8 protein-coding genes and 1 tRNA gene are annotated in these 13,392 nt (G+C 59.1%); 5 read left to right on the top strand and 4 right to left on the bottom strand.

Translation table 11 applies throughout. From position 1 onward, the window contains the following. Positions 1-61: 61 nt before the first annotated feature. Together CP97_RS09195 and recG are read right to left on the bottom strand one after the other, a co-directional pair. The gene (locus CP97_RS09195) at positions 62-1,831 is read right to left on the bottom strand and encodes a DUF885 domain-containing protein (RefSeq protein WP_048885685.1); all 1,770 of its coding nucleotides are present in this window, start codon (positions 1,829-1,831) and stop codon (positions 62-64) included. A 153-nt stretch (positions 1,832-1,984) separates the two neighbouring features. Then, positions 1,985-4,057, bottom strand: coding sequence for an ATP-dependent DNA helicase RecG (recG, locus tag CP97_RS09190; protein ID WP_048885684.1), 2,073 nt, complete (start codon positions 4,055-4,057; stop codon positions 1,985-1,987). Positions 4,058-4,212: 155 nt separating this feature from the next. On the opposite strand from recG, the gene CP97_RS09185 reads away from it, so the two are divergent. From CP97_RS09185 to mfd, 3 genes are all read left to right on the top strand, one after another. Beyond that, positions 4,213-4,644 carry a hypothetical protein gene (locus CP97_RS09185; RefSeq protein ID WP_048885683.1) on the top strand — a complete coding sequence of 144 codons (432 nt, stop codon included), beginning with the start codon at positions 4,213-4,215 and terminating at the stop codon, positions 4,642-4,644. Positions 4,645-4,700: 56 nt separating this feature from the next. Then, positions 4,701-4,973, top strand: coding sequence for an FAD assembly factor SdhE (locus tag CP97_RS09180; protein ID WP_048885682.1), 273 nt, complete (start codon positions 4,701-4,703; stop codon positions 4,971-4,973). A gap of 62 nt (positions 4,974-5,035) precedes the next feature. Next, the gene (gene mfd, locus CP97_RS09175) at positions 5,036-8,530 is read left to right on the top strand and encodes a transcription-repair coupling factor (RefSeq protein WP_048885681.1); all 3,495 of its coding nucleotides are present in this window, start codon (positions 5,036-5,038) and stop codon (positions 8,528-8,530) included. 21 nt (positions 8,531-8,551) lie between these two features. Here the strand turns inward: mfd and CP97_RS09170 are convergent, their stop codons facing one another. After that, positions 8,552-9,364 (bottom strand): EAL domain-containing protein, encoded by an 813-nt coding sequence (locus CP97_RS09170; RefSeq protein ID WP_053106610.1) that lies wholly within the window; start codon positions 9,362-9,364, stop codon positions 8,552-8,554. A gap of 90 nt (positions 9,365-9,454) precedes the next feature. On the opposite strand from CP97_RS09170, the gene CP97_RS09165 reads away from it, so the two are divergent. Both CP97_RS09165 and CP97_RS09160 read left to right on the top strand, forming a co-directional pair. Continuing rightward, the gene (locus tag CP97_RS09165; protein ID WP_048885680.1) at positions 9,455-10,264 is read left to right on the top strand and encodes an NAD kinase; all 810 of its coding nucleotides are present in this window, start codon (positions 9,455-9,457) and stop codon (positions 10,262-10,264) included. A 74-nt stretch (positions 10,265-10,338) separates the two neighbouring features. Then, a tRNA-Asn gene (locus CP97_RS09160) sits at positions 10,339-10,413 on the top strand. A gap of 205 nt (positions 10,414-10,618) precedes the next feature. On the opposite strand, the gene secA is transcribed toward CP97_RS09160, so the two are convergent. Beyond that, positions 10,619-13,369, bottom strand: coding sequence for a preprotein translocase subunit SecA (gene secA / locus CP97_RS09155; protein ID WP_048885679.1), 2,751 nt, complete (start codon positions 13,367-13,369; stop codon positions 10,619-10,621). Positions 13,370-13,392: the final 23 nt, after the last annotated feature.

Here is a 13,392-nt window from a genome sequence, read left to right as displayed (position 1 = left end):
CCCGCCCCAATTCGCCAAACATAAATATAGGCGAAGCACAGTGCGCTCGCTGTAGGAGATTCTAGCCGGCCAGTTGCTCCGCAATCCATCCGTCGACATGCGCCTCAAGCACGTCGAGCGGGATGGAACCGTTTTCCAGAACCGTATCGTGGAAAGCGCGCAGATCGAAATCCGCGCCCAGCTCCTCTTCAGCCCGGGCGCGCAATTCGCGTATCTTCAGCTCGCCCAGCTTGTAGGCGAGTGCCTGCCCCGGCCAGGTGATATAGCGATTGACCTCTGCATTGATATTGCCTTCCGACAGCGCGGTATTGGCCATCATGAAATCGACCGCTTCCTGCCGTGTCCAGCCCAGAGCATGCATGCCCGTGTCCACAACAAGGCGGCTGGCACGCCACATTTCATAGGACAGCCTGCCCATCTGCTTAGCTGGCGTATCATATAGCCCCATCTCTATGCCGAGCCTTTCGGAATAGAGCCCCCAGCCTTCAACGAAGACGGTGAAGAAAGTGCCATTCTGGCGCAGCGGATGAATGTCGAGCTCCTGCTGCAGCGAAATCTGCTGATGATGGCCGGGCACGGCCTCATGCACGCCCAGTGCGGGTAATTCCCACAAGGGGCGCTGATCCAGCTCGGTCAGATTGATGCGGTAAATACCCGCCTGACCCGTGGTTAGCGATCCTGGTTCGTAATAGGCCGTCGTATTGCCCGGGGCACTGGCGGCAGGGATCGGCTCCACAGTATATGGCAAGCGCGGTAAACGGCCGAAAAGGCGCGGCATCCAGCCGTCGATCTCTTTCGCCAAGGCCTGCGTATGTTGCAGATAGCTTTCCTCGTCCTCGGAATAATATTGCGGGTCGGTGCGCAAATGTTCGATAAATGCTTCGCGGCTGTCGAACCCGGCTTGGGCTGCCACGGTTTCCATCTCCGCCCTGATCCGCGCCACTTCCGACTGGCCAAGATCATGCACCTCCTGCGGGGTCATCTCGGTTGTCGTGAAGCTGCGTACGCGCCAGGCGTAATAATCCTGTCCGTCTTCGGTATTGCCGATGCCCACGGCTGCATCCGTACGGCATTCTGGCGCATATTCCTGCGTGTAGAAATCGGCAAAGCTGCGAAGACCCGCAAAGGCGCCACCGGTAATTGCGCCGCGTCCACGCGCCTCCAAGATAGCCCATTCACTTTCGGTAATGGTCGCGGGGCGCTGTTCAAACGCGCTCCACCAGACCGATTCCTCAGGCGTTTCAGCGATCAGGCCTGTAATTGTATTTTCGAAGCCCAGCATAGGCTCGCACGGCTGGGTCAGGCCCAATTCGATGGCAGTTTCGCTGCGGCTGATGATATTACTGACATAGGTTGGGAAGGTTTCGAGCCGCCCGATATAGCTTTCATAATCCTGCGCGGTGAACAAGGGCGAGCTATACGGCAGGGCGGCGATGGCACTTTGCGGACCACCGCGATTAGTGAAGACAATGTAGCGGCTGTGATCGAAAGTAGCGGCTTCCAGCGTATCGTTGAAATCGCGAAGCATCAGCGCATAGTCGATTTGCAAATCTTCGGGCAATTCAGCAACGGCGATGGCGTTCAGCCGTGCCAGATATGCGCGGGTATCAACGATGTTCTGTTCATAGGCTGCAAGCGAATTGTCCCCCAGTGACCCGTCACCGCGCCGATCCCCGATACTGGTCGCTAGATAGGGCTGGTTGTCCAGCGTCCATTCCCACACCTCTTCACGCAGCTCGGTAAAATCTTCCTGGGCATCCTGCGCCGAAGCCAAAACTGGCATCGCAACAGCAAGCGAAAGAGCCGAAGCGGCCAACAGGGTGCGGATCATGATGGAGTGTCTCCCGAGAAATTGATTACGCGGGAGACTAGAAGGTTGGCGTCTGATCGCAAGCCATCAGGCAGAAATCGCTAGTTCTATCCCTCGCATTGCCGCGGTGCGATACATGGGGCGTGCAATCGACAATACAGGCCAGTGCGCCGTTTAGCCACCGCGCAGGGTCTGCACGCCCCAATCGCGCTCAAGCAGGTAAAGCACCATGCGCGCTGCCTCGCCGCGCGTCGCATTATCCAGCCCGCTCTGGCTTTCCACCAGTAGCTTGGCATCATCATGGGCCACGGGAAGCAGCCGCGTGACCTGTTCGAGGCTGGCGATGGAAAAGCCTTCTTCCCCGCTTTGCCGAGTGCCGAGCAATTCGCCGCCGCCGCGCAAGGCCAGGTCTTCCTCGGCCAGTTCAAACCCGTCCTGCGAATTCTTCATCAGTTCAAGCCGCCGCTTGCCCGTTTCGGACAATTCATTGCCGCGCAAAAGCAGGCAGGTCGATTTCTCGCTGCCCCGGCCCACGCGGCCACGCAATTGGTGCAGCTGGGCTAGGCCGAAACGTTCAGCCTGTTCGATCACCATCAGCGTTGCATTGGGCACATCGACGCCGACTTCGATCACCGTAGTGGCCACCAACACCCTTGCATCGCCGCTGGCAAAACGCGCCATGGCGGCATCTTTCATTTCCGGTGCAAGCTGGCCGTGGACGAGCACCACATCATCGCCAAACCGGTTCTTCAAACTGGCATAGCGCGCTTCGGCAGCGGCCAGATCTTCGGTTTCGCTTTCGGTGCCGCGCACCATCGGACAGACCCAATAGGCCTGTTGCCCGCCCGATACGTGTCGGCCCACCGCCTCTGCAATCTCGTCCAACCGGCCAAGCGGCAATACACGCGTGTCGATTGCCTGCCTTCCGGGCGGCATTTCATCGAGACGGCTGACTTCCATCTCGCCATATTGGGCGAGTGTCAGTGTGCGGGGGATCGGGGTGGCCGTCATCGCCAGCGTGTGCGGTGTAACCTTGCCCTTTTGCGTCAGTAACAGGCGTTGAGAGACGCCAAAGCGGTGCTGTTCATCAATCACCACGAGGCCAAGGTTCTTGTAAGAAACGGTGTCCTGAAAAATGGCATGGGTGCCGATCACCATGTCGATGCTGCCGTCGATCAGCCCCATCAGGATGCTTTCGCGCGCCCTGCCCTTGTCGCGCCCTGTCAGCAGGGCGATTTCGACACCCGTCGGCTTGGCCATTGCTCGCAAGGTTTCAAAGTGCTGGCGGGCGAGGAGTTCAGTCGGGGCGAGCATCGCAGCCTGCGCGCCCGCCTCCACCGCTGCCAGCATCGCCTCCAGCGCCACCACGGTCTTGCCCGCGCCGACATCGCCTTGCAGCAGGCGCAGCATCGGGCTGGCCTGAGCCATGTCGCCCGTGATCTCTGCGATGGACCGGGTCTGCGCGCCGGTCAGCGGGAACGGGAGTTGCAGTTTGTCGCGCAGGCTGCCGTCGCCCTGCAGGGACTGGCCCTTGCGTGCCTTGTTGCTCTGTCGGACCAGCATCAGTGCAAGCGCGTTGGCAAATAATTCGTCATAGGCGAGCCGGTCCTTCGCCTTGGCATCATCGCCCGCATGGGCAGACGCCAGCGCGCTGCCCCATGCCGGCCAATTTTCCCTCGACAATGTTCCGGCGTCGATCCATTCGGGCAGATCGGGAATGCGGGCGAGCGATTGTTCAACGAAGCTGGCGATGCGCGGCTGGGTCAACCCTTCTGCAAGGCGGTAAATCGGCTCCACCATCTTGCCCATCGCTTCATCGCTCTTTTCCGCGACGTGATCGGGATGGACGATCTGCAAGGTCTGGTCGTACTGGTCGAGCCGCCCCGCCACCCATCGCGTTTCGCCCACGGGAAGCTGTTTTTTGGCGGTGTAGCTGGCGCGGCCAAAATAGGTCAGCGCGCAGATATTGCCTTTCGCATCCTGCGCCATCACCCGATACGGCCCGCGTCCGGGATTAAACGGCGCGCGGTGTTCCACCACCGTCAGCGCGACAACCACGTTCTCGCCCACCTGCCCGTCATCAAGATCAGCCACCACGCGGCGGGTCACGAAGCGTTCGGGCAGGTGATACAGCACATCGCGCACGCGCGAGAGGCCAAGCCTTTCCAGCGGTTTTTTCAGCTTGGGGCCGACGCCGTCGAGGCTCTCGATTTCGGCGAACAGGGGATTGAGGCAATCGGGACGCATGACAGGCCCGCCTTAGCCAATGCTTCGAAGATTGCGAAGGTGCCTGCGCGGCAAGCCTGTGCAATTGCGATTCCCGTTTTGGAACTTTTGCTGCTAACAGCGATGTCAGGGCCGCTAACAAGGGTCGCAAAGTGCAACTTTTGAGGGGACTTTCTATGTTCAGATTTACGAAGACTTTGGCTGCCAGCGCGGCGCTGGCGCTGCTTGCGACACCTGCAATGGCGCAGGATGAACCCGAAGAAGCGCGGACCACATATCAAGTCACCATGTTCAATTTTGCCGACGGGGCGGATGATCGCTGGATGGAGATCATGACCAACCACATTGTTCCTGCGCAACAGGCTGCCGGGCAGACGCCCGATGTCATCCACTGGGTCATGACCAACCCTGACTATGACATCATCCTCGTTTCCGAAATGGAAGGCGGAATGGCCAATTTCGATTCGCACGCCAGCCCGTCTCGCGCTGCCTTTATGACGGCACTTACCGCCAATGTCGGCGGTGAAGCGGCGTTGGAATCCCTGACGACGGAATGGAATGCGCTGACGAAGGATGAAGTCACCTTCTACACCCATACGCACCCTTGATCAGGGACGGTTGAGGCTTCACAGGGGGCGCTTCGGTAAACGAGGCGCCCCTTTTCATGGCTGAACCAGCACATCTTTCTCCCCGGCTCGCCCGCGCCAAGTTTCGCGCCTGGCATCGCGGCACGCGGGAGGCGGATTACATGTTCGGCTGCTATTTCGACACGTTTCACACGGCCTGGGATGAAGCAGCCCTCGCCTGGTTCGAGGCATTGCTTGAAGAAGAAGATGTCGATGTGCTGGCATGGGCGCTGGGCACCGCGGAGCCGCCCGTGCGTTTGCAGGGTGGCCAAATGGATGCCTTGCGCAAGTTTGACTATGTGAGCATCTAGGCGGCCTGACCCCCTCCTCGGCCGAGCAGGGGGCTGTTCTGTTTGCCCGGATGCCTTGCCCGATGCCCGATCTTTCCCGTTTCCTGAAAGCTGACCAACAGCTCACCCTCGCCTCTGTTGCGCGCGGGGCGCAGCCGCTGGTCATGGCCGACCTTGCCCGCGCCGGATCGGGCCGCGCCGTCTTTATCGCCGCCGATGATGCAGCGATGCGCGCGATGGTGGATACGGTGCATTTCTTCGCGCCCGAATTGCAGGTGGTGGAATTTCCCGCGTGGGATTGTCTCCCCTATGACCGCGCCAGTCCGGCGATGTCGGTCAGCGCGCAAAGGCTGGCTGCGCTGCACCGGTTGCAAAGTGGCAAGGCGGCGCATCAACTAGTCGTCACCACGGTCAACGCCTTGCTCCAGCGTGTGCTCACCCCGTTCCGCATTCGCGAGGCGGTGCGCGAATTCAAGGTGGGAAGCCAGATCGGCCACGAAAGCCTTGCCCATCTGCTGCGGCGGCAGGGCTATTCCCGCGTCGATACCGTGGTGGATACGGGCGAATTTGCCATGCGCGGTTCCATCGTGGACATTTACCCCAGCGGGCTTGAGGCTGGACTGCGGCTCGATTTCTTCGGGGACGAACTGGAAAGCCTGCGCCTGTTCGATCCGGGCACCCAGCGCACCACCGCCACGATCAAGGACCACCTGCTCCTGCCCGCGAGCGAAGCATTGCTGGATGATGACACGATCAAACGCTTCCGCACCCGCTATCGCGAGGCGTTTGGCGCAGGCGCGACGCAGGACCCCTTGTATGAAGCGATAAGCGACGGGCGGCGGCTGGCGGGGATGGAGCACTGGCTTCCCATGTTCGAGGACAAGCTGGCAACCTTGTTCGATCACCTCGACGCCAAGGATACGATCGTCATTGATTCAGGCGCGATCGCGGCAGCTGAAGAACGGCTGACCGACATTACGGATTACCACCGCCAGCGCAGCGAAATCGCCGGACAGGCCAAGGGTAGCTACCGCCCGATCGACCCTGCCCAGCTTTATCTGACGCAAGAAGAATACGCTTCTGCGATGGCTGGCTGGCCGATCCACAAGACCTCGATCTTCGCAGAGCCGGAGGCTGGCAAGATCGTCGATTTCGGCTTCAGATCGGCACGCGATTTCACGCCCGAACGCACGCAAGGCAGCAATGTCTATGAAGCGGCAGCGAAACACTTTGCCACTTTGGCCAAGGCGGGAAAACGCCCGCTGCTCGCTGCCTACACGCAAGGCTCTCTCAGCCGCATCACCTCCATACTGGAGGAAGCGGGAACGCCGATGCAGCAGGTGGAAAGCTGGCAGGAAGCCTTGGGTGCCTCTGCGCCAAAGGGCGGGAAGACGAAACCTGCCGCAATGGTGCTGCCGCTCGACACAGGCTTTGCCAATGACGAACTGGAACTCGTCACAGAGCAGGATCTGCTGGGTGACAGGCTTGTTCGCCGCAAGAAACGCAAGAAAGATGCCGACGCTTTCCTCGCCGAATTGCAGGCGCTGGCGCGCGGCGATCTGGTGGTTCATGTCGATCACGGCATCGGCAAATACATCGGGCTGGAGCCTATCTCGGTCGGCAAAAGCCAGCATGATTGCGTGCGGCTGGAATATGCGGGCGGCGACAAGCTGTATATTCCGGTCGAGAATATCGACGTGCTCAGCCGTTATGGGTCTTCGGAAGAAAGCGTTCCGCTGGACAGGCTGGGCGGCGAAGCGTGGCAGAAACGCCGTTCGCGCCTGAAGGAACGTATTCAGGCAATTGCAGGCGAATTGATGAAGGTCGCCGCCGCGCGCGCCCTGCGCAAGGCCCCCGCCCTTGCCGTGGACGAAGCCAGCTACAACCAGTTTCTTGACCGTTTCCAGTATGAGGAAACGGAAGATCAGGAACAGGCCATCGCCGATGTCCTGCGCGATCTGGAAAGTGGCCGCCCGATGGACAGGTTGGTGTGCGGCGATGTCGGATTTGGCAAAACCGAAGTCGCCTTGCGCGCAGCTTTCGTCGCGGCGATGAACGGGCAACAGGTTGCGATGGTGGCCCCCACTACCCTGCTGGCGCGTCAGCATTTTGAAAACTTTCGCCAGAGGTTCGACGGCTTCCCGCTCAAGATCGGTCGGCTCAGCCGGCTTGTTCCCGCAGCCGAGATGAAGTCCACCCGCGAAGGGCTGACCGATGGCACGGTGGATATCGTGATCGGCACCCACGCGATCTTGTCCAAGAACACGCAGTTCAAGGATCTTGGCCTCGTGATCGTGGATGAAGAACAGCGCTTTGGCGTCACGCACAAGGAAAAGCTGAAGCAGCTTCGCGCCGACGTGCATGTCCTCACCCTCACCGCCACGCCCATTCCGCGCACCTTGCAAATGGCGATGACGGGACTGCGCGAGCTTTCAACCATCAAGACCCCGCCCGTCGATAGGCTGGCGGTGCGGACCTATGTGATGGAATGGGACGATATGGTGGTGCGCGAGGCATTACTGCGCGAACATCATCGCGGCGGACAAAGCTTTATCGTTGTGCCGCGCATTTCGGACATGGAGCCGCTTGAACAATGGATGCGCGATACGGTGCCCGAAGTGAAATTCGTGGCCGCCCACGGACAGATGGGTGCGGGCGATATCGAAGAACGCATGAGCGCCTTTTACGAAGGCAAATACGAAGTGCTGCTTTCCACCACCATCATCGAAAGCGGGCTCGATCTGCCTTCTGCCAATACCATGATCATCCATCGCGCCGACCGGTTCGGTCTTGCCCAGCTCTACCAGCTGCGCGGACGCGTCGGCCGCGCCAAAATCCGCGCTTATGCCTATCTGACCACGCCTGCCGACATGCAGTTGAGCGAAGTGGCGGAAAAGCGCCTCAAGGTGCTGGGCGATCTTGATTCGCTGGGGGCGGGTTTCCAGCTTGCCAGCCACGATCTCGACATTCGCGGCGCGGGCAATCTGCTGGGTGATGAACAATCGGGCCATATTCGCGAAGTCGGGTTCGAACTTTACCAGTCCATGCTGGAAGATGCGATTATGGCAGCCAAGGCTGGCGATGCCGGGCTGGAAGCGGATCGCAGCCATCTTTCCCCGCAGATCACCGTCGATGCGCCGATCATGATCCCCGAAAGCTATGTCCCCGATCTTGCCGTGCGCATGGCGCTTTATCGCCGTCTCAATCAGGCCGACGGGCAATCCGAGATCGAAAGCATGGCAGCAGAAATGATCGACCGTTTCGGTGAATTGCCGCAGGCCACCAAGAACCTCATCCGCCTGATCGAAATCAAGCATCAGGCCATCACCGCAGGCATTGCCAAGATAGATGTGGGCGCGCGCGGCACGCTGGTCACATTCCATCAAGACAGCTTCCCCGATCCCGCAGGCCTGATTGCCTATGTCGAAAGGCTGGAAGGGACGGCCAAGCTGCGCCCGGACATGAAGCTGGTAATCAACCGCGCATGGGGCGATCCGCAAGGCCGCCTGAATGGCCTGTTCCAATTGACCAAGGGCCTGAGCAACGTGGTAAAACGCGCTGCAAAGAAAGCGGCGTAGCGGCAGATCTGAGGCGTTATATCAGTCCTGCTGCGATATCAGCGCGGCAAACACCTCTGCGTTGACGGGTTTCCCGCCGAGATAGCCCTGCCAATAAGCGCAGCCTTCGTCGATCACGACGTCGCGCTGCGCCTCTGTTTCGACGCCTTCTGCAAGCACATCGATTTCCAACGCCCGGGCCATGGCGATAATACCGCGCAGCACGGCAAGATCGCGGCTGTCGCCAGCAATGCCTTCTATCATTGCGCGATCCAGCTTGAGCGCGTGGAGCGGCAAAACCTTGAGATAGCGGAAGTTGCAGAACCCCGCGCCAAAATCATCCAGCGCAATGCGGATACCTAGCTGCGCCAGCGTATCGAGCCGGGCAGCGGAACGATCGAGATCCGCCACCAGCGCCTGCTCGGTAATTTCCAGCGTCAGCCGTTCGGGCGGAAAATCGTAATCCGCGATCATCTCAGTCAGACCTTCGGCAAAGGTCCGGTCGAGCAGGTCCATCGCTGTAACATTGAGCGAAAGATGAAGGTCTTCCGGCCAATCCAGCGCCGCCTTGAACGCGCCGCGCGCAATATGGCGGGACAGGCGCCGCGCGATCCCGCCGCTTTGCGCAATTGCCACAAGTGCATCGCCCGCCAACGATCCGTCATCGGGATGCTCCCAGCGCACCAACACCTCAGCCCCGCTCAGCGAGCCGTCCGCGCGCCATTGTGGCTGGAATAACAATTCAATCTCGTTCGCGATTAGCGCGTCGGCGAGATCTTCTGTAATCGGATGGGGTTCCAGATTGCGGCGATCCTGCCGGGCTCGGCGATCGATGGATTGTGTAGGAATCGTCATGGCCTGTTGTCTCGCACGGCTCTTGTAACAAAGACAGGTCCGGCGAATGGCGCGTTGCAAATCGGGACGACGCTCCATAGTGTCTGCGTCATGGAAGAGGCCGACAGCACAGGAAGCAGCCACTCGGCCCCGAAAAGGCTGGCACTGCTGCATTCGCAGAACGAAAAGGCCGCCGAAGCCGCGTTCAGACTGGCGGATTGCAATGATTTCGTCTCTTTGGAGGATGCAGAGGCCGTCATCGCACTGGGCGGAGACGGTTTCATGCTCGACACGCTCCATTCCATGCTCGATTTAGAGACGGTGAAGCCTGTGTTCGGGCTCAACCTGGGGACAGTGGGCTTCCTGATGAACCGTCATATCCAGTCATGCGATCTGGTTGAGCGCGTCGCGAAGGCGCGGCGATTCACCGTCTCGCCGCTGCGCATGGAAGCGATCACCCAGTCAGGAGAACGCGAGAGATCCTGCGCCATTAATGAAGTCAGTCTGCTGCGCGAAACCCGGCAGACCGCCAAGATAGAGATATCGGTGAATGGACGCGTGCGCATATCGCAGCTGGCGGGAGATGGCGTTCTATTGTCAACGCCCGTCGGCTCCACCGCCTATAACCTTTCCGCCAATGGCCCGATCCTGCCACTTGATTCGCGCATGCTTGCTCTCACCCCGATCAGCCCCTTTCGCCCGCGTCGCTGGCCCGGCGCGGTCCTGCCGGACAGCAGCCGCGTCACTTTCCGCGTGCATGAACCGACCAAGCGCCCTGTCGCCGTGGTCGCTGATCAAAAGGAAGTGCGCGACGTGGCAGAGGTGCATGTGGAAATCGCCAGAGACAAGGAAATGACCCTGCTGTTCGATCCTGGCCATGCGCTGGACGAACGCATTGTGGCAGAGCAATTCCTGACTTGATGTGGATTGCCGCAATCGGGGCTTGTCAAACCCGGTGCCCACCCATATAGGCGCTCACCTGCCTGACGGGCTGCTCCCCGATAGCTCAGCGGTAGAGTAGGTGACTGTTAATCACTTGGTCGTTGGTTCGAATCCAACTCGGGGAGCCACTTTTCGAGATAATTTGCTTTTCGCCCACCCATGCGGGTGCGCGATCCTTGCTAAGCGGGCAGGCAGGCTGCCCCGCTGCGGGCGGCCATTGGGCCTTGCTGACGCTGAGCGTTATCTTGGAGCGTTATCTTGCAATTCACCCATTCAGCGGGGTCTTCATCAAGGCCTGGGCCCGAGCGCCCGTCTTGGCGCTCGGATCGAGAATCAGATAGCAGCCCCGTGACAATGCTTGTATTTGCTGCCCGAACCGCAAGGACATGGCGCGTTGCGGCTTACATCCATATTTGCATAGGGATCGGCTGTTTGCGCTCCGCCTGAACCGGTGGAGGCCACGGGAGAGCTGCTCAGCGTGCCGAATAGCGGGGCCATCTTGGCGGAGCCGTCACCATCTGCAGAATTGTCCTCACCTGTGAACGGATCGATATGTCCGGTCAAAAATTCGGGCAGATCGGGCAATTCAACTGGCGGCGGCGGCGCAGAGGGACGGAACTCGGCCGTCAGCAGCACCTTGGTCACGTCCTCGCGCAGGGTATCCAGCATAATTTCAAACAGGCCGAATGCCTCCTGCTTATATTCATTGATCGGTTGCTTTTGCGCATAGGCGCGCAGGAAAACGACCTGGCGCAATGCGTCCAGCGTGGCGAGGTGTTCCTTCCAGTGATGATCAAGCCGTTCGAGCAGGATGCTCTTTTCAACACGGCGCCAACTATCTTCCGGAATATCGACGATCTTGCCTGACAGCTTTTGTTCGGAAAGACCTAGCAGTCGTTCCTCGATCAATTCGGGTTCGACATGGTCTTCCTCGATCCAATCATCGAGCGGCACATCTAGGCCGAGAACTTCGTCGATCTTCTCCTTGAGGCCAGCCTTGTCCCATTGTTCTGGATAGGAGCCGGGCGGGCACGCAGCGGTGACCATGGCGTTGATCGCATCGCGGCGCATATCTTCCACCACATCATCGACACGCTCTGCATCCATGATTTCGGCGCGTTGTTCGTAGATGACCTTGCGCTGGTCATTCATCACGTCATCATACTGGACGACCTGCTTGCGCATTTCGTAATTGCGCGCTTCGACCTTTTTCTGTGCAGTTTCAATGGCTTTTGACAGCCACTTGGAGCCGATTGCCTCGCCATCTTCCAAGTTGGAATTCATCATCTTGGCGAACAATGTGTCCGGCCCGAAGATACGCAGTAAATCATCTTCAAGGCACAGATAGAAGCGTGAAAGGCCCGGGTCGCCCTGGCGACCGGAACGACCGCGCAACTGGTTATCGATGCGGCGGCTTTCATGACGCTCTGTACCCAGAACGAACAGACCGCCCGCTTCCAGAACGCGCTGCTTTTCCGCTTCGATTTCCTTCTCAATACGGGCGATGGCAGCATCCTTTTCCGGGCCGACTTCCATATCGCCAAGCTCGTCTTCCGTACGGAAATCGATATTACCGCCGAGCTGAATATCGGTGCCGCGACCGGCCATGTTCGTGGCAATTGTCACCGCGCCGATCCGGCCCGCCTGCGCCACGATATGCGCTTCCTTTTCGTGCATGCGCGCATTCAGGACGGCATGTTTGACGCCTTCCTTATCGAGGAAATCGCTGAGAAGTTCCGATTTCTCGATTGAAACTGTGCCCACAAGAACTGGCTGGCCGATCTCGTTCTTTTCCTTGATTGCCTTGGCAATGGCGGCGAATTTATCGAGCGTGTTCTTGTAGAATTCGTCTTCTTCGTCAACGCGCTGGATCTCCACATTGGTAGGGATTTCGACGACGTTGAGCTTGTAGATATCCCAGAATTCTGCCGCTTCGGTAGCGGCAGTGCCGGTCATGCCCGAAAGCTTGGGATACATGCGGAAATAGTTCTGGAACGTGATCGAGGCCATCGTCTGGTTCTCAGGTTCGATCTTGACGCCTTCCTTGGCTTCCACGGCCTGATGCAGGCCGTTGGACCAGCGGCGTCCATCCATCATGCGGCCGGTAAATTCATCAATGATGACGACCTTGTCATCCTTGACGATGTAATCTGTGTCCTTCTTGAACATCACGACAGCGCGCAGAGCCTGATCCATGTGATGGACGACCTGAGTGTTTTCGATATCGTAGAGATTGTCTGTTTCAAGCAGGCCAGCGGCGATCAGACGTTTCTCGATTTCCTCAACGCCATCCTCGGTCAGCTGGACGTTACGGCTCTTTTCGTCCTTCTCGTAATATTCCTCTTCCAGCTCCTTGATGACAGCATCAAGCGCGACATAAAGATCCGACTTATCTTCTGTCGGGCCGGAAATAATCAGCGGGGTACGCGCCTCGTCAATCAGGATGGAATCGACTTCATCGACGATCGCGAAATTGAACGGGCGGTGCACCATCTGGCCCCGCTCCTGCTTCATATTGTCGCGCAGGTAATCAAAGCCGAATTCATTATTGGTGCCGTAGGTTATGTCGGCGGCATAAGCATCACGGCGGGCAGCCTCGGGCATGTTGGGCACAATCACACCCACATTCAGACCGAGAAAACCGTGCAGGCGGCCCATCCATTCCGCATCGCGGCGGGCGAGATAATCATTCACCGTCACTACGTGAACGCCCTTGCCTTCGATCGCATTGAGATAGGTGGCCAGCGTTGCCACCAACGTCTTGCCTTCACCCGTCTTCATTTCAGCGATTTCGCCGCGGTGGAGCACGATCCCGCCAACCATCTGCACATCGAAATGCCGCATGCCCAACACACGCTTGGATGCCTCTCGCACGGTGGCGAAGGCTTCGGGCAGAATATCGTCCAATGTTGCGCCTTCCTCCAGCTTTATGCGGAATTTGGCGGTCTGCGCGCGCAATTCGTCATCGGAGAAGTCAACAAGCTGGTCTTCCAGCGAATTGATACGGGCAACGGTCTTTTCGAGCGTCTTGACGTAACGGTCGTTGGACGAACCGAAGAGCGATTTGGCGATTGTTTGCCACATGAGGCGGGTCCTGTCGGATAATA

The sequence above is a fragment of the Aurantiacibacter atlanticus genome, from assembly GCF_001077815.2.
In the GTDB taxonomy this organism is placed as follows: Bacteria; Pseudomonadota; Alphaproteobacteria; order Sphingomonadales; family Sphingomonadaceae; genus Alteraurantiacibacter; species Alteraurantiacibacter atlanticus.
The sequence above is the reverse complement of the archived record's forward strand: the minus strand, read 5'-3'. Positions and strand labels throughout refer to the sequence as shown.